Consider the following 23,870-nt stretch of genomic DNA (forward strand, 5'->3'; position numbering starts at 1 on the left):
TTGATTCGTCTTTTTGGCCAGGGCATGTTATTCCACGGACCGGCAAACGTATGCGCGAGCCATTACCACGTGAGACCCCGGCGCCTTGGCGGCAGTGGGGGGAAGGGCTGGAGCCTGACGCCGTGCAGCAGATGGAGAACGCCTGCCGCCTGCCGATTTCGCTGGCGGGGGCGCTCATGCCCGATGCCCATGTGGGCTATGGGCTGCCCATTGGCGGCGTGCTGGCCACGCAAAACGCCGTGGTGCCCTTCGCGGTAGGAGTGGACATTGCGTGCCGCATGAAGCTCAGCGTGGTGGATTTGCCGGTGCCGGACCTGGAGCGGCAGCGGGAGCGCCTCATCCGGGCCATCGAGGCGGAGACGCGTTTCGGCGTGGGCGCCGAATTCAAACATCGCCGCCAGCATGACGTGATGGACGCGGACTGGTCGGTCAGCCCCGTCACCCGGAAGTTCAAAGACAAGGCCTGGGCGCAACTGGGGACCAGCGGCAGCGGCAATCATTTTGTGGAATTTGGCCTGTTCACCCTGCTTGAACCGTTGCGCGGACTGGCGCCGGGGCAATATGTGGCCTTGCTCAGCCACAGTGGCAGCCGCGGGACCGGGGCGGCGGTGTGCGATTACTACAGCCGGCTGGCGGCGGAAAAACGGCGGCATCTGCCGCGGGAGCTGCAGAAGCTGGCCTGGCTGGATCTGGACACCCAGGAGGGGCGCGAGTATTGGGAGGCCATGCAGTTGATGGGCCGTTACGCCGCGGCCAATCACGCTTTGATTCATCAGCACATCGTGGCCCACCTGGGGCTGCAGGTGTTGCTGGACGTGGAGAATCATCATAACTTTGCCTGGAAAGAGGTGCATCGCCTGCATGGCGTGGAGCGCGAGGTGATTGTCCATCGCAAGGGGGCCACCCCGGCGGCGGCGGGGGTGCTCGGGGTCATCCCCGGCTCGATGGCCTCGCCGGGCTTTCTGGTACGGGGCAAGGGGAATCCGGCTTCGCTGAACAGTGCCGCCCATGGGGCGGGGCGGGTGATGAGCCGGACACGCGCCGAGAAAACGCTGGATTGGAAGACCGTGCGGGAGCGGTTGCGCGAGCGCCAGGTGCATTTGATCTCTGCGGGCCTGGACGAGGCGCCCATGGTGTACAAGGACATCGAGCAGGTGATGGCCTATCAGGCGGACTTGGTGGAGATCGTGGGCCGGTTTGATCCGCGGCTGGTGAAAATGGCGCCCAGCGGAGAGCGGCCGGAGGATTGAACGCGGATTTCCCGGGCGGATGGGCCGCCCTGGGCAGACGACATGAACAAGGCACGCCCCTACGTTCTGGTGAACATGGCGATGACTGCCGATGGCAAGATTGCCACGGCCAACCGCCAGATTGTCCATTTCGGCAGCCCGCGGGATCAGCGGCACCTGTACGAGCTGCGGGCCACCGCCGATGCGGTGATGTGCGGCGCGCGCACCGCCGAGGCGCCGGGCGTGACCCTGGGGCCGGGGCCGGCGCGATTTCAGCGGCAAAGGCTGCGGCGTGGTTTGCCGGCGTGTCACCTGCGGGTGATTGTCAGCGGCAGCGGCACGGTGAACCCGGCGGCGGCGGTGTTTGCCAGCCGGGTGTCGCCGCTGCTCATCATCACCACGGCCCGGGCGGGAGCCGGCAAACTGGCGCGGCTGCGTCAGTTGGCGGAGGCCGTCCACGTGTGCGGTGAGCAGCGGGTGGATTTTGCCGCGGCGCTGACCTGGTTGAAACGGGAGTGGGGGGTGCGGCGCCTGGTGGTCGAAGGCGGCGCCGAGTTGAACGCGGCCTTGTGGGAGGCGGGACTGGTGGACGAGCTGCACCTCACGGTATGTCCCCTGATTTTTGGGGGGCGCGAAGCCCCCACCATTGTGGATGGCCCGCAGCAACCGGCCCTGGCGCAGGCACGCCGCCTCAAGCTGATAAGCGCCCGCCGGGTGGGGGATGAGATGTTTTGGGTGTACCGCGCCTCCCGGGCCTAGATGGCCAGCACCTCCGCCTGGGTGAACAGGCGCAAACCCTGCTTTTGCAACACCCGCTGGGCCTCCGCCAGCTTGTGCGTTTCAAAGAGGAGCACGGCCCGTTTGCGGGGCTGGGTGACGAAGCCGGAGGCGTTTTCCAGATTGATGCCCTCGCGGGCCAGCGCCTCGGTCACGGCATGGAGCGCGCCCGGTTGATCCGGCACTTCGACGGCCAGCACCTCCAAGGTGGACACGGCGAAGCCCTCGCGGCGCAGTGTTTCCAGGGCGGGCTCCAGGCGGTCCACCAGGATTTTGACCACCCCCACTTTTTCCAGGGTGGCGATGGTAATCCAGCGGATGTTGACCTTGGCTCCGGCCAGGCAGCGGGTCAGGCGGGCGAGCTGGCCCTGTTTGTTTTCTTCGAGAACCGCCAGGAGTTTGATGGTGTGCATAGGGCAGGGGACTAGAGGGTGCGTTTGTCCAGGACGCGGCGGGCCTTGCCTTCACTGACGGGCAGGCTGCCCGGCGCGCACAGCTCCACGCGGGGACGGGTGAGCAGCTCGGTGCGGAGGCGCTCGGCGATCAGTTGCTGCAACTCGGCCAGGCGCTCGACGCGGCCGTCAAACGCCGCGGCGCTCAATTCCACCTTGACGGTCATTTCATCCAGGCCTTCGAGCACGATGAGGTAGTTGCGGCCCAGCTCGGGGAGGCTCATGAGCACGCTCTCGATTTGTTGCGGATAAATGTTGACCCCCCGCACAATGAGCATGTCATCCGCCCGCCCGGTGATGCGCTGGATGCGGCGGTGGGTGCGGCCGCAGGGACAGGGTTCAGGCAGCAGGGCGGTGATGTCACGGGTGCGATAGCGCAGCAGGGGCATGGCCTCGCGGCACAGAGTGGTGAGCACCAGCTCGCCGGGCTGGCCGTCGGGCACCGGTTCGCCGGTGGCCGGGTCAATGATCTCCATCAGGAAGTGATCCTCCCACAGATGCATGCCGTGGCGGGCGGCACATTCAAAGGCCACGCCGGGCCCGTTCATTTCGGACAGGCCGTAGGAGTTGTACACCTCGATGCCAAACGCCTGCTCGATTTTACGGCGCGTTTGTTCCGTGTACGGCTCGGCGCCAATATAGCCGCGGCGCAGGGCGAGATGGCGGCGCGGGTCAATGCCCTTTTTCTCCAGGAAATCCGCAAAATAGAGCGCGTAACTGGGGGTGGTGTGAAACAGGGTGGAGCGGAAATCCTGCATCAACAGCAGTTGTTTCTCCGAGTTGCCCGGCCCGGCGGGAATGACCAGGCAGCCCACTTTTTCCGCGCCGTAGTGCATGACCAGCGCGCCGGTGAACAGGCCGTAGGTCATCATGTTTTGCAGGATGTCCTCCTCCGTGGCCCCCGTGGCCACCAGGCAGCGGGCAATGAGATTCGCCGAGTGCTGCAAATCGCGGCGCGAGAAGAAGATGGCCTTGGGTTTGCCGGTGGTGCCGCTGGAGGTGTGGAGGCGCAGGGCCTTGCGGAGCGGCACGGCCAGGAGCCCGGCCGGGTAGGCTTCGCGCAGGTCGGCATTGGTGGTGAAGGGCAGGTGCCGCACATCCTGCAGGCTTTTTATCTTTTCGGGATTCAGCCGGGCCGCCTCCAGCTTGCGCTGGTAGAAGGGCACCTGCCGTTGCACGCGGCGCACGGTGGCCCGCAGGCGCTCCAGTTGCAACTCTTCCAGCTCCCGGCGGCGCAGGCACTCGGCCGCCTTGTCCCAGTAACGTGTTTTCATCAGGGATTGGTGCGGGGTTTGTCGGTCCAGAGATTCGCGGTGCGGGCGGCGGCGTCGGGCAGGGGCGGCAGCGGCGCGCTGGGCACGGGCTCGTACCAGAAGGTGGCGCAGGACCAGTCGTCCTGCCGCTCAAACAGCCCCTGATTCCAGCCGATTTGCTGGATGGTGACGCGGCATTCCTTCTGCCAGTAAATGGGATCCGGCAGGTGCCAGCGGTACATGGTCACGAAGCCGTTTTGATTCAGGCTGCAGCCGTTGTAAAGATAGGCCACCTGCTGGATGCCCCAGGACAGGCCCACGTAGTCCTCGCTGCCAGTGCCGCAAATGGTGGGCCATTCGCGGTCGCCGTCCAGATATACCTTCACCTCGCCTTCGCCCCACCAGTGCTCGGCGAGCGTGCGAATGCCAATCACCGAGCCGATGAAGCGGCCCCGGCCGGTGCGGCGGGGCAGGAGTTCAAAGTCCTGTTTCAGCGTGGTGGGATTTTCGCGGCGAAAGAGGACGTGCAGGCGGCCCACCTCCCGGGGGTGTTTGTCCTTGAGGGTATAATCTATTTGATAGAAGAGCGGCAGGGACTTGCCGGATTCATTGGCCAGCGTGAACCGGGCGCGCTGCGTGAAGGGCATGGGCAACCAGATATTCATGCCGGCGCTGGGGCCCAGGGAGTGCACGGCCGACTGATGGGCGGACACCTTGCCATGCGCCAGCCCCATGAAATCGCCCAGGGGACATTCGATGCTGGGATGGGGCTGATTGTCCCACCAGGCCCGCAGGACCAGCCCGCGCAGGATCACCGGATCGGCGGAAGTCGTGACCCAGATATGGCGGATGGTGCCGGGACCCCGGATGTCCGCCAGTTGGACGACCTCGCCGGGGGCCAGATTTTTTGCGGGCGCGCCTTTGCGTCCGGGGCCGAGGTTGCTGGCCGCCTGGCCGCCCTGACCGGGGGCGCCGGTGGGGTTTTCGAAGGAGATGGAGCGGCTCACCAGGCCGGGGCGCAGATGGTAAGGCTCATGCACAAGGTCAAGCCCCGCCGCGCGGACGGCCGGGGAGGAAACCGCCACCAGCACGGCGGCGCCGGCAATCAGCAAAAATGATTTTTGCATAGGTGGTTGATAAGTATTGCCAACCTGCGCCCGTACTTTGCGGCAAACTCCGCCCGGCAATCAAGGGCAACCTTGAAGGGGCGCCAACGCTGATGCATCCCCAGCTCGGCGTGGCAGGGCCGGCTTACGCGCTCAGGGCCTCGCGTACTTTGGCTGCCAGGGATTGGGGGGTGAAGGGCTTTTGGAGGAAGATCACATTTTTGTCGTGCATGCCGCGTTGCAACATGATGTCGGCGGTGTAGCCGGACATGTACAGGCAGCGCACGCCGGGGCGGAGTTCCTGGATTTTCTGCACCATCTCCAGAGCAGACGATTCCGGCAGGATGACGTCGCTGATGACCAGATGAATGTCGCCCGGATGGTCGTTGACCAGGCGCAGGGCCTCCTGGGGGCGCGCGGCGCTCAAGACCTTGTATCCCAGTCTTTCCAACATGGCCCTGGTTAATTTCAGCAGCGAGGGTTCATCCTCCACCAACAGAATGGTCTCATGGCCATGCGGCGCCGCGACGGGCGGGGCAGCCGTTTCGGGCTCGCCTTTCTCCTGGTGCCGGGGAAGATAGATGCGAAAAACCGTCCCGAGGCCGGGTTCGCTATAGACGCTGATCACGCCCTGGTTTTGTTTCACGATGCCAAACACTGTGGCCAGCCCCATGCCGGTGCCCTTGCCCGGCTCCTTGGTGGTGAAGAAAGGTTCAAAGATGCGCGCTTTGACTTCCGGGGGGATGCCGCATCCATTATCGGCAAAACTGAGCCGCACATAATCGCCCGGCCGCGCATCCTGGTGCATCTGGCAGAAGGAATCGTCGGCCGTGAAATTCTCGGTGGCGATGGTGATGCGGCCCACATTCTGAATGGCATCGCGGGCGTTGACGGCCAGGTTCATCAGAATCTGGTCCAACTGGCCGGGGTCCATGAACACCGGCCAGAGGTTGGGGCCGGGCTCCCAGGTCAGTTTGATATCTTCTCCAATCAGGCGTTGGAGCATTTTCAGGGTGTTGTTGATGGCGCTGTTGAGGTCCAGGGCTTTGGGGTGGATGACCTGTTTGCGGGCAAAGGCCAGCAGGCGGGAGGTGAGGTCGGCGGAGCGCCGCGCGGCATGGTGAATTTCCAGCAAATCCCCGCGCAGCGGGTGGTCCGCCGGGAGCTCCTCCATCGCCATCTCCGCGGTGGACATGATGACGGAGAGCATGTTGTTGAAATCGTGCGCCCCCCCGCCGGCCAGGCGTCCCACCGCCTCCATTTTCTGCGCCTGCACCAGCTCGGCCTCCATCTTTTTCTTTTCAGCCTCGGCCTGGCGCAGCGCGGTGAGCTCCAGAAAGCTGAGCAGCACATGAGAGACCTGTTGCTCCACATCCCGCAGGGGAGTGGCGCTAACCAGTCCCTCCACCAGCTCGCCGCCCCGTTTTTGCAGGTGCAGCTCAAACTCTCGAAAGGTCTCCCCACGCAGGACCCGCCGCACCAGTTCATCGAAAACGTGGCGCTCCGAATCCGGCACGAGGGGCGGCGGCCGGTCCAGCACTTCGACGACCGGCCAGCCGAACAGACGTTCGGCGGAGGCATTCCACAGGCAGAGTTTCCCGTCCGCATCCAACACCATGATGCTCAGGGGGGAGTGTTGGACAACCGAGCGGTGGAGGTCCAGGGACAACCGGCGTTGCAGGAGGAGGTTTTCCACGCGCGCATGCAACTCGACTTTTTCGATGGGCGACTGAATCAGTTCGTCCACCGTCTTCCACAAGGCCCGCGTGGCGAGTCCCACATCCGGCCGGGTGGTGACCAGGAGCACTGGCAGGCAGTTGTACGGCTGATGGTTTTTCCATCGGCGGATCACCTCTTCCAGCCGGCTTAAGAACGGGCCATCAATTATCAACAGGTCCACCGTCGGCGACAGGAGGGCCTCCTGCCGTCCCGCGAGCACTTCGTGGCGCGGCTGCAATTCTTCGGCCAGCAGCCGCAGGTTCTCGGGGTTTTCCAGGAGGAGCAGGATGGTGGCCATAAGACAAATCAGGACGATTCCAGACAGCCGCGCACGGCGGCCAGGAAGGGTTGCAGGGCCAGGGGCTTGTGCCACACGCCGGCCGCCCCGGGGGGCGGCGCCAGGGCCCCTGGCTGCGGGGCGGAAGGAAGAATCCAATACAGCGGGATGTGTTGCTCGACGATGCGCTGGCACACCTGCAGCAGCTCCGCGGTGAATCCCGTGGCGTCCACTACTACGCACGCGACCCCCTGCTGGGCATGCAACTGCATCTCCGCTTCTCTGGCGTTGGCGGCCGTCAAACACGGCAGTCCGCGCTCCGCCAGCAGTTGAGAAACCACCTCTCGATTGCCCGGGAGCGCGGCGATCATCAGCAGCGCTTTCATGGGGCGGGGGCAATGGGCGGCGCGGCGTCGCCCTGCCATTCCGGCACGCCAGTCAGGAGGCCGCGAAATTCCTTGAGCGGCGGGCCGATGTAAATGCCGCGAGGGGTGACGGCAAATTCGCGCAAGGATTTTTCGAAGTCACTCAGGCGTTTTTTCAGCACCCCAATGACGCGCCGCATTTCGCCGGCGATTTCCACAAATCGCAACGTGATCAGGTTGTCCGCCATGTAACTGGCGCGGATGTCAGTGGCGCCGCCCTGCACGAGGAGGGAATGGGTTTCCAGAATCACCAGGATGACCACGCCCATGTGTTGCAAATATTTGCAGAGGGCATGCAGGTGGGTCACCAGATCCTCCCCCTGCAGGGAGAGCTTGAACCCTTCCGCGCTGTCAATCAGGACAATCCGGGTCTGCCGCTGCTCCACGTCTTCCCGCACGATCGCGGCAAATTCGGCCGGGGTGTAGTGCAGCGGTTCAATTTTCCGCAGTTCCAGCCGTCGGGCGTCCTGCAAGGAGCGCAGGCGCATGCCGACGGCTTCGCACCGGCCTTGCAGGATGTCAATCTCCTCCTCAAAACTGTACACCATGGCACGCTCGCCTTTCTGCGCCATGGCCGTGGCCAGTTGCATGGCCAGCGTGGTTTTGCCCACGCCCGAGGGGCCGGAGATAAAGGTGATGGTCCCGCGTTCCAGGCCGCCGCCCAGCAGCCGGTCCAACTCGGCAATGCCCGAGGCCATGGTCTCCCGGGTGTGCGGCCGGGAATGAGCCTCGGGGACCAGGCGGGGGAACACATGCAGCCCTTGGGCGTTAATTTTTACCGTGTGCGGGCCGGGGGCAAAATCTGAGCCGCGCATTTTGCGCACCTCGATGTTGACGCCATGGGGGCCGCGCTCGAGTTGCAGGATGCCATCGCTCAAAAATTGCAAATCCTCATCCGGTGCTTCCGCCGAGCTTTCGGAGGTGAAAAGCACCGTGGTTCCCTGTTCATTCAGGAAGCGCAGGAAGGAAAGCACCTGCCGCCGGTATTGAAAAAGATCCGTTGCGAGGTAACGAAATTGAGTCAGGGGATCCAGAAATACGCGGGCCGGTTTGAGGTGCTGCAATTGTTGGATGATTTTGCGGGTCAACGGATCGCGTTCCACCTCGGCCGGTGAGAAAATGTCATAGGTCAGAGATTTTTGGAAAAACTCCGAGGAAGGGCCCAAATCCAAAAAGTGCACCGCCGACAAATCCCATCCGCGCTCCGCCGCATCCCGCCGAATTTTCTCCTCGGGTTCCTCGAGGGAAATGAACAGGACGGATTCTCCCTGGCGGGCGCCGGCGAGCAGAAATTGCAGCCCGAGCGTGGTTTTGCCCACCCCGGGCCCGCCGCGCAGCAGGTAGGATTTTTGAGCCGGCAGGCCCCCCTGTAACAAATGATCAAGTCCGGGGACGCCGGTGGAAAGCCGTGGGGATGTTTGCATAAGGCAATTTTCCTCAAGGAATGTCTAATTTCAAGGCTTTAGACATTTTTATCAGCCGATCATGGAGTCCGCAGACCGGCGCAGCGGGCCGCGGGGCGGGAGCGGCAGCATTTTCGGCTGGCCAGCGAGGGGGGGATTTAAACACAATGCCATCAATGAAGTGTTTCAGCCGTGGTTTGGCCGGGGCCATCCTCGCACTGGCCCTGGGCGCCGTGTCGTGCAGCCCGGAAGGGCGGACCGGCGGGGGAGGAGAAGCCGGGAAGGGCAAAGGAGAGGGCAAAGTGGCCGCGGCGCGGCCGGTGCGTACGGTGGCCTGGGCAGTGGCGACCCCCCGTCCGATGGAAAGAGTGGTGCTGGTGACGGGCAGCCTGGCGGCCTTGGATCGCAGCACACTGGCGGCGAAGGTGCCGGGGCGCGTGGTGGAGCTGCCGGTGGACCTGGGCAGCGTGGTGCGGCGCGGGGACTTGCTGGCGCGGGTGGATCCCCGGGATTATGAGTTGAAGGTGCGCCAGGTGGAGGCGGCCGTCATGCAGGCCCGCGCCGCGCTGGGGCTGTCCCCCACAGGGGACGATGAGGTGACGCGGGTGGAAGAGGTGACGCAGGTGCGGGTGGCGGCGGCGATTTTCGAGGAGGCGGCGCGGCAGTTTGCGCGGGTGCAATCGTTGGTGCGGCAAAACGTGGCGTCGCAGGCGGAATTTGACAAGACGCAGGCGGAGTTCAACGTGGCCTCCAACCGGCTCATGGCCGCCAAGGAGGAGGCGCGCATCAATCAGGCCGCGCTGGCGCAGCGGCGGGCCGAACTGGAAATTGCGCGCCAGCAGTTGGAGGACACCCGGCTGCTGGCCCCTTTTGATGGCGTGGTGGAGGCGCGCCAGGCGAGCTTGGGCGAGTATTTGGGGGCCGGCGCCCCGGTGGTGACATTGGTGCGGACAGAAGTGCTCCGCCTGCGGTTGGAGGTGCCGGAGCGCGAGGCCGCCCGCATTCAACCGGGCCAGCCGGTGCGGTTCCGCGTGGAGGGCAGCACCAATGTGCATCAAACCACCCTCACGCGCCTCAGTCCCAGCATCTCGGAAATGAATCGCATGTTGATGGTGGAGGCTGACGTGCGGGGCGGGGGGGTGTTGCGTCCCGGCGCCTTTGTGCGGGCGGAGGTGGTGGTGGACGCCAACGAGCCGGGGCTGGCGGTGCCGGCGGAGGCCCTGGTGGTGTTTGCAGGGCTGGAAAAGGTGGTCACGGTGCAGGAGGGCAAGGCGCGGGAGCGCGTGGTGGTGACCGGCCGGCGGGGGCCGGACTGGGTGGAGATCCTCGACGGCTTGAAAGCCGGCGATCCGGTGGTGCTGCGGCCGGGCAATTTGCGCACGGGGGACGCGGTGCAAACCAACCGCCCGGCCGGGACCGGCGGGCCGCGTTCGTAAGCGGAGGAGGCCATGCAAAAACTGGCGGAAATCTGCATCCGGCGGCCGGTCTTTGCCTCGATGATCATCCTCTCCCTCTTTGTGGTGGGGGTGGCGGGCTACCTGCATCTGGGGGTGGACCGGTTTCCCTCGGTGGATTTGCCCACCGTGCGGGTGAGCACACGGCTGGTGGGGGCGTCGCCGGTGGAAATGGAAACCCAGGTGTCGCAGCCGCTGGAGGAGGCCATCAACACCATCGAAGGGATCAAGGAGCTGCGCTCGGTCAGCGGCCTGGGCCAGTCATTCATCATCGTGACGTTTGATTTGTCGCGCGACATTGATGCCGCGGCGCAGGATGTGCGGGACCGCGTGTCGCGCGTGGTGCGGAATCTGCCCCGGGATATTTACCCGCCGGTGGTGACCAAGGCGGACAATGATCTCTCGCCGGTGTTGACCATTGCGCTGGTGGGGGATCGTTCGCAGCGCGAGCTGACGGAGCTGGCGGATAAAATCGTCAAGAAACAGATCGAGCGCTCCCTGGGCGTGGGGGAGGTCAACGTCATCGGCGGGCTGGAGCGGAGCATCAACATCTGGGTGGACGCCGACCGGCTGGCGGCCTATCGAATTCCCATCACCGCCGTGCGTCAGGCGGTGGAGCGGCAGAATGCCAACATTCCGGGCGGGCTGGTGACCACGCCGGTGCGCGAGTCCACGTTGCGCACGATGGGGCGGTTGACGGATCCGAAGGCCTTTAATGAGCTGGTGGTGGCGACGCGCAACGGTTCGCCCATTCGCGTGCGGGACATCGGCTGGGCGGAGGACGGCACCAAGGAGCAGCGCACCCTGGCGCGGCTCAACGGCGTGCCCACCGTCACGCTGGAAGTGATGCGGCAGACCGGGGCCAACACCGTGGCGGTCATTGAAGGGGTCAAGGAACGCCTGCAGGAGGTGCAGGCGCTGCTGCCCGGCGATGTGCGCCTGGAGATCATCCGCGATCAATCGCGGTACATCTACGCGGCCTTGCATGAGATTCAGCGGCATCTGGTGGTGGGCAGCATTCTGGCCAGCCTGGTGGTGTTGTTGTTCATGCGCAACTGGCGGGCGACCCTCATTGCCGCGGTGGCCATTCCGGCCTCGGTGGTGGCGACGTTTGGCATGATGAAGGCGCTCAATTTCACCCTGAACAGCGTGACCATGCTGGCCCTGGTGCTGATGGTGGGCATTGTGATTGATGATGCCATTGTGGTGCTGGAAAACATCTTCCGATTTGTGGAGGAGAAAAAGCTGCACCCCTTTGAGGCGGCGCGCGAGGCGACCCGGGAAATTGGGCTGGCGGTCATGGCGACGACGTTCAGCCTGGTGGTGATCTTTGTGCCGGTCTCCTTCATGTCGAGCATCTCCGGGAGATTCCTCTATCAATTTGGGCTGACGGCAGCCGTGGCGGTGCTGGTGAGCCTGCTGGTGGCCTTCACCTTGACGCCCACCCTGAGTGCGCGGCTGTTGCGCGCCGCCGGGCGGGAGGGGGAGGAGGGGCCGAAATCGCGCCGGGGTTTCTACGGGTGGCTGGACAGGCATTATACCGCCCTGCTGGCGTGGGCCTTGCGGCACCGGGTGTGGACCGTCGTGCTGGCCACCGTGGTGGTGGCGTCCTCGGTGCCGATTTACCAGATGGTGCGGCAGGAGTACATTCCCACCAATGTGGACGAAGGCGAGTTTGATGTGAGCCTGCTGGCGCCGGAGGGGACAAGTTTTCCGGCGATGGTCAAGGTGGCCGAAGAGGCGGAGGGGCTGTTGCGGCAGGTGCCGGGCATTCGGCTGGTGCTGACCAGTGTGGGCGGCGGGGGATTCGGGGGCGTGAACAATGCGCGGTTTTATGTGCGCCTGGCGCCGCACGAGGAGCGCGTGTTCAGTTTCAAGCGGCTGTTGCAATGGCCGCCGTGGCGCGCCTGGCAGGGCAACTACTCCCAGCGGGATGTCATGCAGCAGGTGCGGCGGGTGTTGCGCCAGTTGCAGGACGTGCGCATCTCGGTGCGCAACCCGCAAACTTTCAGCATCGGCGGGCCCAACTTTGACATTGATTTTGCGTTGTTGGGTCCGGAGCTGGATGTGCTGGCGGAATATTCGGAGCGCCTCCGGTTGAAGGCGCCGGAGCTGGGGCTGCTGGACGCCGACACGACGCTCAAGCTGGACAAGCCGGAGCTGCGGGTGGAGATTGACCGCGACCGCGCGGCGCGGCTGGGGGTGGACACCGAGCACATTGCCGAGGCGCTGCGCATCATGGTGGGCGGGGACGAACGGGTATCGCGATTTCATGATACCACCATCAACGAGGATTACGATGTGCAGGTGCGATTAAGTGAGGCGGATCGCACCAATGCCACCACCATTGCGCGTTTGTTTGTGCCGGACGCCCAGGGCCGGCTGGTGCGGCTGGACAATGTGGTGCGCCTGGAGGCCCATGCCACCGTGTCGCGCGTGGACCGGCTGGATCGCCAGCGGCAGGTCAGTCTGCGCGCCCAGGTGGCCCCGGGGTTTGCGCAGGCGGATCGCATCGCCGCCCTGAGGGCCGAAGTGGCCAAAATGAATCTGCCGCCCGGCTACAGTACCCGGGTCTCCGGACGGGCCCGGGAGCTGGAGACCACCTTCAAAGAATTCATCTGGGCGTTCACCCTTTCGGTCATCCTGATGTACATCATCCTGGCCTCCCAGTTTGAGAACGTGGTGCATCCCTTCACCATCCTGCTCTCCCTGCCGTTGTCGGTGCCGTTTGCCCTGTTGTCCCTGTGGGCCACGGATCAGACGATCAACCTGTACTCCGCCTTGGGCATTTTGGTCCTGTTTGGGGTGGTCAAGAAAAACGCCATTTTGCAGATTGATCACATGAATCAGCTTCGCGCCGCCGGCCTGGAGCCGATGGCGGCCATTTTGCAGGCCAACCGGGACCGGCTGCGCCCGATTCTCATGACCACCTTTACCTTGGTGGCCGGCATGATTCCCATGGTGCTGGGTTCCGGTCCGGGGGCCGAGGAGCGGCGGGCCACCGGCGTGGTGGTCATCGGGGGGCAGACGCTTTGCCTGCTGCTCACCCTGGTGGTGACGCCGGTGGTGTATTCGTGGCTGGACGACTTTGGACGATGGTTGAAGCGGCGCCTGGCGGGGGGTGGGGCTTAGGCCGGGGCGTCTTTTTCCCGGTTGGACAAGGGTTTCTTGATTCATTACAGTGGCCGTGGCACTCCCCCAGCACGGGGGCCTGTATTTCAACTTATGCGCATACTCTTGGCAGGCAAAACCTGGCCGGCGGAAATAGGGACGGGAGATGCGGAGGCGTTGCCCGGCGGTCCGTGGAGCGTGATTGCGGTGGCGGATGCCGCCGCCGCCCGGGCGGCCCTTCAGAAGGAGGGGGAGACCTTTGATGCCGTGGTGGCCGAGATGTCGCTGGAGGGCGGCGACGGCCTGCAGTTGCTGGCATTGGTTCAGCAACAGCATCCGCGCACGCTGCGATTTTTATCTGCGGATCTGGCCCAGCGCCGCACGCTGGCCAAGAGTGTGACGGCCATGCATCAGTTGCTGCCGCATCCCTGCCCGCCGGACGTGCTCAAAACGGCGCTGGTGCGGGCGCTGACCTTGCGCCAATGGATGCCCAGCGAGCGCCTGCCGGAAATCCTGGCGCGGCTGCACAAGCTGCCCAGCCCGCCGGAGATTTATTTTCGGGTGGTGCGCGAGCTGCAGTCCCCGGACAGTACGCTGGACGCGGTGGGAGAGCTGATCGCCAAGGATCCTTCCATGAGCGCCAAACTGCTGCGCGTGGCCAACTCGGCGGCCTTCGGTTTGCAATACCAGGTCACCACCGCCCTGGAGGCCTTGCAGGTCCTGGGCACCGAAACCACCAAGTCGCTGCTGCTGCTGGCGCATAGTTTCTCCTACTTTGAAAACATCAACAGCCGCGATTTCTCCGTGGAGGGCCTGTGGCGGCATTCCCTGGCTGTGGGGCGGCTGGCGGAGGCCCTGGCGCGCGAGGAGGGGGCCGAGGCCAGGGTGGTGAGCGAAGCGTTCACCGCCGGGTTGTTGCATGATCTGGGCAAACTGGTGCTGGCGGCCAACCTGCCGGAGGAGTACAGCCGGGCGATGCGGCTGGCGCGGGAACAGTCGCTCAGCCATTGTGCGGCCGAGGAGCAGGTGATTGGCGCCTCCCATGCCGAGGTGGGGGCGGCGCTGCTGGGCGTGTGGGGGCTGCCGCTGGATATTGTGGAGGCGGTGATTTTGCATCACGCGCCGGGTTGGTTGCTGGATCGGGCGTTTTGTCCGCTCTCGGCGGTGGCGGCCGCCAACTGGCTTTGCCACGAATTGGAGGCCTCCGGGGAACAGGCCGGGACAGTGGCGGAGACCACCCAAAAATGTCTGGAGGCCGCCGGCTGGAAAGAGCGTTTGCCGGCCTGGCGGCAACTGGCCAGGGAAGTGCTTTCGGCGGCGTAATGCATTGGTGCTGCCATGCCTCCGCGGAGTCATCAGGTGTTGATTGTGGATGATGACCCGGTGCTGTTGGAGTTGATTGGCATGATCATGGAGCAGTTGGCGGACGGCACCTGGCAGGTGCACACGGCGGCCAGCCCGCGCGCTGCTTTGGATTTGTTGCAACGCCAGCCGGTGGATTTGCTGCTTGCCGATGTCTGCATGCCGGGGCCCGGGGGGCTGGCTTTCATCCGGGAGGTGCATGAGCGTCATCCCCACCTGATGATTGTCGCCATCAGTGGGGATGCGCCGCCGGGGCGGGAAGAGGCCTGCCTGCGGCACGGGGCGGAAATGTTTTTGGAAAAGCCAAGGTCGGGCGATGGCTGGCTGGCCATCTTTGCCATGTTGCAGGCGCGCCTGCGGCTGGCCGAAGAGGGAGCCCAAAACCATGATTAACGCCGCGGGGACTCGCGGCATTCAGCCAGATTCCAGAGCAAGGCCGGCAACTTTCCCTCGGCACTTATCGGGCCTTTGGGGGGGTGGTTTTTGAGGGGGTGGGTTGATAGAACTCCACCCCGCCCGGCGGGCCGTCGAAACTGGTAATCCAGGCGTGATCGCCCGAATCCTTGACCAGGTTAAATCCCCGCTCATAAAGTTGTGTCATGGCCTGCTGGTCAAATTCCTCCTTGCGTTGCAGGGGATGGTCGTTGGGGATGGCGGTCAAAAAAAACTGGGCACCATGCTCCCGGGTGCGGACGTAAAGACGGAATAAATCCCCATAGCTGTTGCTTTTGACGATGGTATCCAGCGAGCGTTTGGCAATCGGCACCAGGCGCGCGGGGACTTCCTGCCAGTCGGCGGTGAGGTGACTGTTGCGAATGACATACAAACGCACTTTCAAGCGTTGTTGCATGTCGGGAGGCAGCGTCTTGAGGGCATCCCAGACAGCGTCATAGATGAACACCTGATTGATCAGCCCGCCGTCCACGTGCATTTCATCATAGCGGCGGCCATCGGCTTCCACATTCAGATAAACAGGAGGAAACACCACGGGAATGGCGGCCGAGGCCAGCAGCACTTCCCGGAAAAGGGTGGAGCGGTTGGTGTGCCCGCTGGCGGCAATGGCCCCCAAATCCCAAATCACCGGTCGCTGCGCGTCCAGGGCCGTGGTGCCGACAAACAGCCGGCGGCCCTTGAGGTGCTCGTCGGCCACGCGCTGAATCAGCAGTTCATCATATTGCTCGTACACCATTTGACGGAGGGGCTTGGTGCTGGCGGCATGATCCCGTGTCCACATCTTCAGAAAATCCAGGAGGTGCAACAGAAAGATCTTTTTGGTGGTTATGTTGGTGTAACATTCCGACATTCTGCCGTCATATTCTTCTCCCAGAAAGGCAAAGGGCGCCATCAAGGCCCCGGTGCTGATGCCGGTGACCACCTTGAATTTGGGGCGTTTTTTGGTCTGGCTCCAGCCGGTGAGGAAGCCGGCCCCAAAAGCGCCATTGGCGGAGCCGCCAGAGATGGCCAGAATGTCACAAGAAATGGGGGTGTGATTGGTTGAGGAGGAATTTTCTTGCTTAAATTCTGCAGCAAAAGCAGCCACCATGCTTCGGCGGAAACTCACGCTTTCCACATCCCCCCACGTGCGGATTTCCTGCTGAAAGCCGGGCATGCGAATATAAGCTTCTTTCTCGGGCGGAGGGGCATTGCGCGGGCGGTAGGTCATGCAACCGCTGCCCACAACGAGCAGCAGACAGACCAGCAAACCTGCGAGCCACAGGCGCAAGCCATTCCGGCGTGGCCCGCGTGAGGGTGATGGCGGGGTGGTGGGCGGGTTGATTAACACAACAGCACTTCGTCATGCCCCTTGTGACCTGTCAAGTGTGCAGTCGTTCACGTGAGGTAAAATCTCAACTGGGGGTGCGGGGACGGCACGAGATCACACTGTTCCATGAGCGCAAAATCGGCAGGATGGAAAAAAGTTTCAGGCCCACCGGCCTTGCGCTAGACTCGTGCCATGAAGTCCATGATGAGCAGGATATGGCTTTGGTCGGGGGGTGTAAGCCTTCTGTGCCTTTTTTTGGCGCTGGGTGTCGCCGGTGCTGCCCCTTCTTCTGACTGGGGCACGCCCGATATGAGCCGGGAGGAGATTGTTGAGCGGACGATGAGCCCCTATCGTGGCCCCACCAACAAAGGCGTGGACACCCAGACCATGAACGGCAAGGTGCTGTGTGGTTACCAGGGATGGTTCGCCGCCGAGGGGGACGGCAGCGGGCGGGGCTTCTACCACTGGCAGGGCCGCCGGGGCTTTCAACCGGGCAGTTGCACGATTGACATGTGGCCGGACATGACCGAGATGGATCCGGATGAGCGTTATCCCACGCCATTTCGCCACGCGGACGGACGGGTTGCCGAGGTGTTCAGTTCATTCAATCGCAAGACGGTGTTGCGGCATTTTGCGTGGATGAAGCAATACGGCATTGACGGGGTGTTTGCGCAGCGTTTTGCGGTGGAGGTGTTTAATCCGCGCGGTCTGCGCCACTTCAATGTGGTGCTCAACCACTGCCGCGAAGGCGCCAACCTCCACGGCCGCGCTTACGCGGTGATGTATGATTTGTCGGGCATGAGAACCGGCCAGATGGCGCGGGTCATGGAGGACTGGCGGCTGTTGGTGACCCGGATGCGCATTACGCAGGATCCCGCCTATTTGCATCATCGTGGCAAACCAGTGGTGGCGGTCTGGGGGTTGGGTTTTAACGACGGCCGGCGTTATACGCTGGCGGAGGGGCTGGATTTAATCCGATTTCTGAAGTCGGATCCGGTGGCGGGCAACTGCACCGTGCTGCTGGGGGTGCCGACCGGCTGGCGGACCCTGGACCAGGATTGCGTGAATGATGCCCTGATGCATGAGGTGATCAAAGCCGGGGATATTGTGAGTCCGTGGACGGTGGGGCGTTATGCCGACCTTGCCGGGGTTAAACGCCACGCGGCACGCCGCTGGCAGCCGGACCTGCAGTGGTGCCAGGCCAACGGCAAGGATTACCTGCCGGTGGTGTTTCCGGGGTTCAGTTGGCACAACATGCGTACCAACTCGCCCTTGAATCAAATACCGCGCCTGGGTGGCCGCTTCCTCTGGGCGCAATATGTCGAGTTAAAACGCATGGGGGCCACGATGGCTTACCAGGCGATGTTTGACGAGGTGGATGAAGGGACGGCCATTTTCAAGGTCACCAATGATCCGCCGGTGGGGGCATCGCCGTTTGTGACTTACGAAGGCCTGCCAAGCGATTTTTACCTGCGCCTGGTGGGGACGGCGGCGCGCATGCTGCGCGGCGAGCTGCCGCTCACAGAGTCCCTGCTTTTCAATCGGTGACCGGTTTTTCGCCGGCCTGGCAGTGGCCCTTTTCGGTGCTCTGATTGGAGAGGTCATCGGCCAACCCGGTCAGACGCGGGATGGCTCGGCCCCCACAGGGGGCGCCAAGCAACGGGGTTTGCGCGAAAAATCGAAAAACCGTTGACGCTCTGGCGGCCCCTCGTCAAGATGCAGTCCACGCCAGTCCTCAAGCTGGCGCGTTGTTTGGATATGAAATTGTGGCATTGGGCACGCGGGGCGGGCTTTTTTACCCTCAGAAAGCCGGGGCGCTGTGTGGCCCAACGTCATTTGACCCCCCGGTCAAATTCTGACTTTAACCTTAACCCCTCAAAACCAACCCTTGTCGGATGAACATACACGAATACCAAGCCAAGCAATTGCTTGCCCAATACGGCGTGGCCGTACCACCGGGTGAGCCCTGTAAAACCCCTGAGCAGGTTCGCACCGCCGCACAAAAACTGCTGGACGCCGGTTATCGGGCGGTGGTGGTCAAGTCTCAGATTCACGCCGGCGGCCGCGGCAAAGGCGTTTTCAAGAATGGCTTGCAGGGCGGGGTGAAGGTGGTGCAGAGCGCGGAGGAGGCGTTTGAGCGGGCCAGGGCCATGTTGGGCAACACCCTGGTCACAAAACAAACAGGGCCGGAGGGCCGCGTGGTGAATACCCTCTTGGTGGAGGGAGCGGCGAAAATTAAGAAAGAATTTTATCTGGCGGCCTTGTTGGATCGTGCCCAGGGCCGGCCCATCATGATGGCCTCCACGGAAGGAGGCATGGACATTGAGGAAGTGGCGGCCAAAACGCCGGGAAAGATTTTCAAAGAGACCATTGACCCGATGGTGGGCATGATGCCCTACCAGGGCCGTAAAGTGGCGGTGGCCTTGGGATTGAAAGGGGACTTGATCGGCGCCGGGGCCAAGTTGTTTACCAGTTTATATCGGGCTTATTGGAGCCTGGATGCCTCCCTGGTGGAAATCAATCCGCTGTGCATCGTGGAAACGCCGGAGGGCAAGGAGGCCCTGGTGTGTGTGGATGCGAAGATCGGGTTCGATGACAATGCGTTGTATCGGCATGAGAACGTGGCCGCCATGCGGGATTTCGCCGAGGAATCGCCCCTGGAGACGGAGGCCAGCCGGTACAATCTGAATTACATCAAACTCGATGGCAACATCGCCTGCATGGTCAACGGCGCCGGCCTGGCCATGGCCACCATGGATATTATCCAACATTATGGCGGCATGCCGGCCAACTTCCTGGATGTGGGCGGCGGCGCGAGCAAGGAGCAGGTCATGGCGGCGTTCAAGATCATTTTGAGCGATCCCAACGTGAAGGCCATTCTCATCAACATCTTTGGCGGCATCATGGACTGCAATACGATTGCCGAGGGGGTCATTGGCGCGGTCCGCGAGACCGGCCTGCGGCTGCCGCTGGTGGTGCGGCTGGAGGGCAACAATGCCGACTTGGGCCGCAAAAAACTGGCCGAGTCCGGTTTGTCTCTGATCCCGGCCACCTCGATGGCCGATGCCGCCCAAAAAGTGGTGGGCTGTTTGAAGAACTGAAGCATCAACCCGGCAAAGATTTGAATTGTTATGGCCATTTTGATTCAACCCGATACGAAGATCATCATTCAGGGCATTACCGGCAGTTTTGGCGCCCGGCATGCCCAGTTGTCCCTTGATTACGGCACCCAGGTGGTGGCCGGTGTGACCCCGGGCAAGGGCGGACAAATGTTTGCCAACAAGGTGCCGATATTTGACACCGTGGCCGAGGCCTCCCGGGCCACGGGGGCCAAGGTCTCGGCCATCTTTGTGCCGCCAGCCTTTGCGGCGGATGCCATTCTGGAGGCAGTGGATGCCGGGCTGGAATTGGTGGTCTGCATTACGGAGGGCATTCCGATCAATGACATGGTCAAGGTCAAGGCGGCCATGCAAGGCAAGCCCACGCGCTTGATTGGGCCGAATTGCCCGGGCATTGTCACGCCGGGGCCGGGCAAGGACTCCCACGGGGGATGTCGCATCGGCATTGCGCCCGGGTACATTCACAAGAAGGGCCATATTGGCGTGGTTTCGCGCAGTGGCACCCTGACGTATGAGGCGGTGTGGCAACTGACCTGCCGCGGGGTGGGCCAGTCCACCTGTGTGGGCATCGGGGGGGATCCGGTCAATGGCACTTCCCACCTGGACATCATCAAAATGTTCAATGAAGATCCGGAGACCCACGGCATCATCATGATCGGCGAGATCGGCGGCAGCGCCGAGGAAGAGGCGGCCGCGTGGATCAAGCAGCACTGCAAAAAACCGGTGGCTGGCTTCATCGCCGGGGCCACGGCGCCGCCGGGACGGCGCATGGGCCATGCCGGGGCCATCATCAGTGGCGGCAAAGGGACGGCAGCCGCCAAGATTGCCGCGTTCAAGGAAGCCGGTATTGGGGTGGCGCCGACGCCCTCGGAGATGGCCGAAACGTTGCTCAAAATGATGTAGGCAGCATTGGGAGCCTTGATACCGGCCGGGCTGTTTCAAGTGGCTGGCGCAAAATCATTTGCGCCAGCCCGCCGCTTCAGGCGAAGTGGGCAGCGGCGGGGGCGGGGGTGAAATTTTTCTGTTGTTTTGTTTACGAGCGTGTTAAATTATCTCGGTAAAGCGAATGTATGCCCGCTGATCCGAAAGGCACCTTGACGCCCAAAGAGCTTGAGAAAAACTCGGCGCTTTACCGGGAGTTTCAGCTCGAACGGGAGGAGATTTTACGCCACAAATGGTATGAGTCGGAAAAAGCGGGCTACGACATTGGGTTTGAGCGCGCGCTGGCGGACTGGGTCTTAAAACATCGCTCCAAGTGGCGCAAGAGCCGGCAGGCGGCGCAACAACCCCAGGAAAAACCGGCCGGGGACCAGTGAGCCGCTGAGGGCATTTCCCCGCCCGCCGCCGGCAGGAGGGAGGAGGCCGGCTCCTTTTTCACCCGTTTCCAGAACAAGGTACAACAGGGCAGCCGAATTGTTAATTGCTATGGCGGAACAACATTTATTGATGGACAGCAAAGAGATCGCCGGCGCGTTGAAGCGCATGGCGCGCGAGATCATTGAACGCAACGGGGATTGCAAGGACCTGGTGCTGCTGGGGGTGCAGCGGACGGGGGTGACGTTGGCCGGCCGGCTGGCGCGGCTGTTGGAAAAGGAACTGGGTCGTTCTCTGCCCGTTGGCACATTGGACGTGGCCATGCACCGGGATGATCTGGATCAGCGGCTGGCGCCGCATGTGCATCCCACGCATATCCCCGGCGACATCACCGGCAAGGTGGTGGTGCTGGTGGATGACGTGCTGTACAGCGGGCGCACGACGCGGGCGGCACTGGATGCGCTGGCGGATTTTGGCCGGCCCCGCAAGGTGCAACTGGCCGTGCTGGTGGATCGGGGACACCGCGAGCTGCCAATCCGGGCCGATTTCGTGGGTAAAAACGTGCCCACTGCGCCCAAGGATCACATAGAAATGCGGCTGGACGACCAGGGCGGTGAAGATGCAGTATATCTTATCAGGCCTTAGCACAACCTGAGCCGCCCTATGACCTGGACCCGGAAACACCTGCTGGACATCGAGAGTCTGACGGCGGAGGAAATCCGCCACATCCTGGCCACCGCCCGCGCCTTCAAGGCGGTGGGCGAGCGGGCCATCAAGAAGGTGCCGGCGCTGCGGGGGAAGACGGTGGTCAACCTGTTTGTGGAGCCATCCACCCGCACGCGGACCAGTTTTGAACTATCGGCGATTCGCCTGTCCGCCGACGTGATCAATTTCACGGCGGAAGCTTCCTCTTTGAAGAAGGGGGAGACACTCAAAGACACCGCGCGCAATTTGGAGGCGCTCAACACCGATATCATCATCATTCGGCACAGCGCCGCCGGCGCCCCCCATTTTCTGGCGCGGGTGTTGCAGGCCAGTGTGGTCAACGCGGGCGACGGCGCGCATGAGCATCCCACGCAGGCGCTGCTGGATGCATTCACCATTTTGGAGAAAAAGGGCCGCATTGAGGGCCTGAAGGTGACCATTTTGGGCGATATTCTTTACAGCCGCGTGGCGCGGTCCAACATCTGGCTGCTCACCAAACTGGGCGCGGAGGTGACGTTGTGCGGGCCGAGCACGCTGGTGCCGCGGCAGTTCGAGCGCATGGGGTGCCGGGTGACGTACCATCTGGAGGAGGCCATCCGCGAGGCGGATGTGCTCAACCTGCTGCGGATTCAGCACGAGCGGCAGCGCAAGACAATGTTTCCCGGCACGGGGGAATATGCCGCCCTGTTTGGGCTGAACAGCGCACGGCTCAAACTGACCAAACCGGATGCGATGATCATGCATCCCGGTCCCATCAACCGGGGCGTGGAGATTGAGAGCTGGATTGCCGACAGCGAGCGCTCGGTCATTCTGGATCAGGTGAACAATGGCTTGGCGGTGCGCATGGCGGTGCTCTATCTGATCAACGGCGGTCAGGGGCCGCAGGAATTGGGGGCGGTAAATTAGCCTGCTCCCAGTGCTCGTCATGGCACTGACCAATGACTATAAGGCCTGCCGGGTGTATGATTTGCATCCGCAAAATCGCCGCCTGGGCCCGTTTATTGTGACCCAGACGGCGATTGACGCGGAGGATCCGCAACAGCGGGAGGAAATCTATCTGTTGCGGCGCGATGGGGTGTGGATTAGCCTGCTGCATCCGCTGGTCCAGGAATCCTCAGACCGCTGCCTGTTTTGTTTTGGCACGATGGGCGAGATCGTTCAGCTCCTGCAAAACCTCCCCCCGGAAGCACGCGTGGAGCGGGCGGAAGCGCCCCCCGAAAAAATGGCCCAGTGGCTTGCAGCCATCAACCAGGCGGGCGGTCCGCTGGCCTTCATCGAGGAGCGCGTCCTCCAATGGCGGGAGGGGAGCGCCCCTTGAGGCGCAGGCCGCTGCGTCACGGCGAGAGTTGCAACCGCAACTGATACCAACGTTGAGCCGTAACGCGCAGGGGCTGGGTGTCCCGCAGGGTCACCCGCTCTGACTCGCCCAAGTCCTCAATATGGTGAACTTGCATGAGGGTGTCCCAAGCTCCACCGCGCAGTTGGGCGCTGACCACAGGCTGCCATACCAGGTCTGTGGCATGGCGGGCGCGTTGAAAGATTAATGCGCCGTAGGGCTGGCCCTGGTGCCAGACCACGGTGGCTTGCGGGCGTGGTTGCGTCTCGGGCAGATGCGGATTGGTGCCCAGGGCGTATTCGGCCAGATTCACCAGGCCGTCGCCATCCGGGTCGGCGGCCGGCCCGATGAGCTGCGGATTGCACTCGCATGGCCAGTGGGTCGCCTGCCAGTTCTCCCACGGCCGCAACGGGAGGAGGTGAAAGAGGAAGGTGTGCTCGGCGCTCAGGGTGGGTTGCGACTGCCCCGTCAAAGTGCCGACGGCCTGAAAGGTGAGGCGGTAAAGGCCCGAGGTGGTAAATCCCCACGCATGATGTTTGTGCGCCTCGACTTCGATGGAGGTGACATCCGCCGCGGTGATGCCGTCGCGGCTGTCCATCAGGATATTGAACTGCCCCGGCCCCAGGGTCTGCCAGAGCAGGAAATGGCCTGGTCCTTCGACGCGCACGAGGCGGATTTCCATGCGATTATTGGCCAGCACGCCGGCCGGCACGCCCTCCCCGCTGCTGCCCAGCAAAGGAAGGCCGGGTTGGGCGGTCTGAGGCAGCACCCAGAGGGAGGCTCCCGCCGGGCCAAAAGGTGTGCCGGGAGGAAGCGTCAAGCGGGCCTGTTCTGCGCCCACGATGGTTATTTCATTGGTGGCAAAGCCTGATTCCAGCGCCTCACTATAAAAGACCAGGCCGAGCGGTGGCTGGGCGCCGGGGGTGTAGGTGACCCGGAGATCGGCGTGTTCGGTGGTGAGGTGGAAACAGGCACCCTGAGCGGCAAAGTTGGCGCAGCAGAGGGCCAGGAGGGTGGTAGGAATCCAAGTTTTCATAGTTTCAATTATTCAGGTTGGGGACGTCCT

General features: G+C 63.1%; 21 protein-coding genes. 13 read left to right on the plus strand and 8 right to left on the minus strand.

Annotated features, from left to right (window positions below):
* The first annotated feature begins 50 nt into the window (after window positions 1–50).
* Both N3J91_11430 and N3J91_11435 read left to right on the plus strand, forming a co-directional pair.
* Window positions 51–1,250 (plus strand): RtcB family protein, encoded by a 1,200-nt coding sequence (locus N3J91_11430; GenBank protein MCX8157039.1) that lies wholly within the window; start codon window positions 51–53, stop codon window positions 1,248–1,250.
* Window positions 1,251–1,292: 42 nt separating this feature from the next.
* Window positions 1,293–1,988, plus strand: a complete 696-nt coding sequence (locus tag N3J91_11435) for a dihydrofolate reductase family protein (GenBank protein MCX8157040.1) — start codon at window positions 1,293–1,295, stop codon at window positions 1,986–1,988.
* Here N3J91_11435 and N3J91_11440 read toward each other — a convergent pair.
* The 6 genes from N3J91_11440 to N3J91_11465 all read right to left on the minus strand — a co-directional run bounded on the left by N3J91_11440 (window position 1,985) and on the right by N3J91_11465 (window position 8,662).
* Window positions 1,985–2,419 (minus strand): ACT domain-containing protein, encoded by a 435-nt coding sequence (locus N3J91_11440; protein MCX8157041.1) that lies wholly within the window; start codon window positions 2,417–2,419, stop codon window positions 1,985–1,987. The genes N3J91_11435 and N3J91_11440 overlap by 4 nt on opposite strands.
* Window positions 2,420–2,430: 11 nt before the next feature.
* On the minus strand, window positions 2,431–3,732 hold the full coding sequence (locus N3J91_11445) for a phenylacetate--CoA ligase (protein ID MCX8157042.1): 1,302 nt from the start codon (window positions 3,730–3,732) through the stop codon (window positions 2,431–2,433).
* The gene (locus N3J91_11450; GenBank protein MCX8157043.1) at window positions 3,732–4,838 is read right to left on the minus strand and encodes a DUF2961 domain-containing protein; all 1,107 of its coding nucleotides are present in this window, start codon (window positions 4,836–4,838) and stop codon (window positions 3,732–3,734) included. The genes N3J91_11445 and N3J91_11450 overlap by 1 nt, the downstream gene beginning before the upstream one ends.
* A 124-nt stretch (window positions 4,839–4,962) precedes the next feature.
* Window positions 4,963–6,834, minus strand: a complete 1,872-nt coding sequence (locus N3J91_11455; GenBank protein ID MCX8157044.1) for a response regulator — start codon at window positions 6,832–6,834, stop codon at window positions 4,963–4,965.
* Between the two features lie 8 nt (window positions 6,835–6,842).
* Entirely contained in the window at window positions 6,843–7,199 is a 357-nt protein-coding gene (locus tag N3J91_11460; GenBank protein ID MCX8157045.1) for a hypothetical protein, read from the minus strand.
* Window positions 7,196–8,662: an AAA family ATPase gene (locus N3J91_11465; GenBank protein ID MCX8157046.1), complete on the minus strand. Its 1,467-nt coding sequence runs from the start codon at window positions 8,660–8,662 to the stop codon at window positions 7,196–7,198. The genes N3J91_11460 and N3J91_11465 overlap by 4 nt, the downstream gene beginning before the upstream one ends.
* A 155-nt stretch (window positions 8,663–8,817) precedes the next feature.
* Here N3J91_11465 and N3J91_11470 point away from each other — a divergent pair, with 155 nt between their 5' ends.
* The 4 genes from N3J91_11470 to N3J91_11485 all read left to right on the plus strand — a co-directional run bounded on the left by N3J91_11470 (window position 8,818) and on the right by N3J91_11485 (window position 14,961).
* Complete coding sequence (locus N3J91_11470) at window positions 8,818–10,077, plus strand: efflux RND transporter periplasmic adaptor subunit (protein ID MCX8157047.1); 1,260 nt, start codon at window positions 8,818–8,820, stop codon at window positions 10,075–10,077.
* 12 nt (window positions 10,078–10,089) lie between these two features.
* Window positions 10,090–13,227: an efflux RND transporter permease subunit gene (locus tag N3J91_11475; GenBank protein MCX8157048.1), complete on the plus strand. Its 3,138-nt coding sequence runs from the start codon at window positions 10,090–10,092 to the stop codon at window positions 13,225–13,227.
* A gap of 93 nt (window positions 13,228–13,320) precedes the next feature.
* Window positions 13,321–14,529, plus strand: a complete 1,209-nt coding sequence (locus N3J91_11480) for an HDOD domain-containing protein (protein MCX8157049.1) — start codon at window positions 13,321–13,323, stop codon at window positions 14,527–14,529.
* Between the two features lie 15 nt (window positions 14,530–14,544).
* Window positions 14,545–14,961, plus strand: a complete 417-nt coding sequence (locus tag N3J91_11485; protein MCX8157050.1) for a response regulator — start codon at window positions 14,545–14,547, stop codon at window positions 14,959–14,961.
* 64 nt (window positions 14,962–15,025) lie between these two features.
* On the opposite strand, the gene N3J91_11490 is transcribed toward N3J91_11485, so the two are convergent.
* Window positions 15,026–16,291 (minus strand): patatin-like phospholipase family protein, encoded by a 1,266-nt coding sequence (locus N3J91_11490; protein MCX8157051.1) that lies wholly within the window; start codon window positions 16,289–16,291, stop codon window positions 15,026–15,028.
* Between the two features lie 378 nt (window positions 16,292–16,669).
* On the opposite strand from N3J91_11490, the gene N3J91_11495 reads away from it, so the two are divergent.
* The 7 genes from N3J91_11495 to N3J91_11525 all read left to right on the plus strand — a co-directional run bounded on the left by N3J91_11495 (window position 16,670) and on the right by N3J91_11525 (window position 22,786).
* On the plus strand, window positions 16,670–17,878 hold the full coding sequence (locus tag N3J91_11495; GenBank protein ID MCX8157052.1) for a glycoside hydrolase family 71/99-like protein: 1,209 nt from the start codon (window positions 16,670–16,672) through the stop codon (window positions 17,876–17,878).
* A 347-nt stretch (window positions 17,879–18,225) separates the two neighbouring features.
* Window positions 18,226–19,431, plus strand: a complete 1,206-nt coding sequence (sucC, locus tag N3J91_11500; GenBank protein MCX8157053.1) for an ADP-forming succinate--CoA ligase subunit beta — start codon at window positions 18,226–18,228, stop codon at window positions 19,429–19,431.
* 30 nt (window positions 19,432–19,461) lie between these two features.
* Window positions 19,462–20,352, plus strand: a complete 891-nt coding sequence (gene sucD, locus N3J91_11505) for a succinate--CoA ligase subunit alpha (protein ID MCX8157054.1) — start codon at window positions 19,462–19,464, stop codon at window positions 20,350–20,352.
* Between the two features lie 167 nt (window positions 20,353–20,519).
* Window positions 20,520–20,765 (plus strand): DUF4032 domain-containing protein, encoded by a 246-nt coding sequence (locus N3J91_11510; protein MCX8157055.1) that lies wholly within the window; start codon window positions 20,520–20,522, stop codon window positions 20,763–20,765.
* 109 nt (window positions 20,766–20,874) lie between these two features.
* Window positions 20,875–21,408: a bifunctional pyr operon transcriptional regulator/uracil phosphoribosyltransferase PyrR gene (gene pyrR, locus N3J91_11515; GenBank protein ID MCX8157056.1), complete on the plus strand. Its 534-nt coding sequence runs from the start codon at window positions 20,875–20,877 to the stop codon at window positions 21,406–21,408.
* An 18-nt stretch (window positions 21,409–21,426) separates the two neighbouring features.
* Window positions 21,427–22,374 (plus strand): aspartate carbamoyltransferase catalytic subunit, encoded by a 948-nt coding sequence (locus tag N3J91_11520; GenBank protein ID MCX8157057.1) that lies wholly within the window; start codon window positions 21,427–21,429, stop codon window positions 22,372–22,374.
* A 10-nt stretch (window positions 22,375–22,384) separates the two neighbouring features.
* On the plus strand, window positions 22,385–22,786 hold the full coding sequence (locus N3J91_11525) for a hypothetical protein (GenBank protein MCX8157058.1): 402 nt from the start codon (window positions 22,385–22,387) through the stop codon (window positions 22,784–22,786).
* Between the two features lie 16 nt (window positions 22,787–22,802).
* Here the strand turns inward: N3J91_11525 and N3J91_11530 are convergent, their stop codons facing one another.
* On the minus strand, window positions 22,803–23,840 hold the full coding sequence (locus tag N3J91_11530) for a choice-of-anchor M domain-containing protein (protein ID MCX8157059.1): 1,038 nt from the start codon (window positions 23,838–23,840) through the stop codon (window positions 22,803–22,805).
* Window positions 23,841–23,870 lie beyond the last annotated feature (30 nt).

Source organism: Verrucomicrobiia bacterium, assembly GCA_026414565.1.
In the GTDB taxonomy this organism is placed as follows: Bacteria; Verrucomicrobiota; Verrucomicrobiia; order Limisphaerales; family Fontisphaeraceae; genus Fontisphaera.

Excerpts from the sequence above, each read along its gene's own strand:
- N3J91_11465 (MCX8157046.1), bottom strand. The coding sequence starts at position 8,662 with ATGCAAACATCCCCACGGCTTTCCACCGGCGTCCCCGGACTTGATCAT.
- N3J91_11470 (MCX8157047.1), top strand. The coding sequence starts at position 8,818 with ATGAAGTGTTTCAGCCGTGGTTTGGCCGGGGCCATCCTCGCACTGGCC.
- pyrR (MCX8157056.1), top strand. The coding sequence starts at position 20,875 with ATGGCGGAACAACATTTATTGATGGACAGCAAAGAGATCGCCGGCGCG.
- N3J91_11445 (MCX8157042.1), bottom strand. The coding sequence starts at position 3,732 with ATGAAAACACGTTACTGGGACAAGGCGGCCGAGTGCCTGCGCCGCCGG.
- N3J91_11450 (MCX8157043.1), bottom strand. The coding sequence starts at position 4,838 with ATGCAAAAATCATTTTTGCTGATTGCCGGCGCCGCCGTGCTGGTGGCG.
- N3J91_11485 (MCX8157050.1), top strand. The coding sequence starts at position 14,545 with ATGCCTCCGCGGAGTCATCAGGTGTTGATTGTGGATGATGACCCGGTG.
- N3J91_11530 (MCX8157059.1), bottom strand. The coding sequence starts at position 23,840 with ATGAAAACTTGGATTCCTACCACCCTCCTGGCCCTCTGCTGCGCCAAC.
- N3J91_11495 (MCX8157052.1), top strand. The coding sequence starts at position 16,670 with ATGAGCCCCTATCGTGGCCCCACCAACAAAGGCGTGGACACCCAGACC.
- N3J91_11435 (MCX8157040.1), top strand. The coding sequence starts at position 1,293 with ATGAACAAGGCACGCCCCTACGTTCTGGTGAACATGGCGATGACTGCC.
- sucD (MCX8157054.1), top strand. The coding sequence starts at position 19,462 with ATGGCCATTTTGATTCAACCCGATACGAAGATCATCATTCAGGGCATT.
- N3J91_11455 (MCX8157044.1), bottom strand. The coding sequence starts at position 6,834 with ATGGCCACCATCCTGCTCCTCCTGGAAAACCCCGAGAACCTGCGGCTG.
- N3J91_11480 (MCX8157049.1), top strand. The coding sequence starts at position 13,321 with ATGCGCATACTCTTGGCAGGCAAAACCTGGCCGGCGGAAATAGGGACG.
- sucC (MCX8157053.1), top strand. The coding sequence starts at position 18,226 with ATGAACATACACGAATACCAAGCCAAGCAATTGCTTGCCCAATACGGC.
- N3J91_11475 (MCX8157048.1), top strand. The coding sequence starts at position 10,090 with ATGCAAAAACTGGCGGAAATCTGCATCCGGCGGCCGGTCTTTGCCTCG.
- N3J91_11510 (MCX8157055.1), top strand. The coding sequence starts at position 20,520 with ATGCCCGCTGATCCGAAAGGCACCTTGACGCCCAAAGAGCTTGAGAAA.
- N3J91_11430 (MCX8157039.1), top strand. The coding sequence starts at position 51 with ATGCGCGAGCCATTACCACGTGAGACCCCGGCGCCTTGGCGGCAGTGG.
- N3J91_11460 (MCX8157045.1), bottom strand. The coding sequence starts at position 7,199 with ATGAAAGCGCTGCTGATGATCGCCGCGCTCCCGGGCAATCGAGAGGTG.
- N3J91_11440 (MCX8157041.1), bottom strand. The coding sequence starts at position 2,419 with ATGCACACCATCAAACTCCTGGCGGTTCTCGAAGAAAACAAACAGGGC.
- N3J91_11520 (MCX8157057.1), top strand. The coding sequence starts at position 21,427 with ATGACCTGGACCCGGAAACACCTGCTGGACATCGAGAGTCTGACGGCG.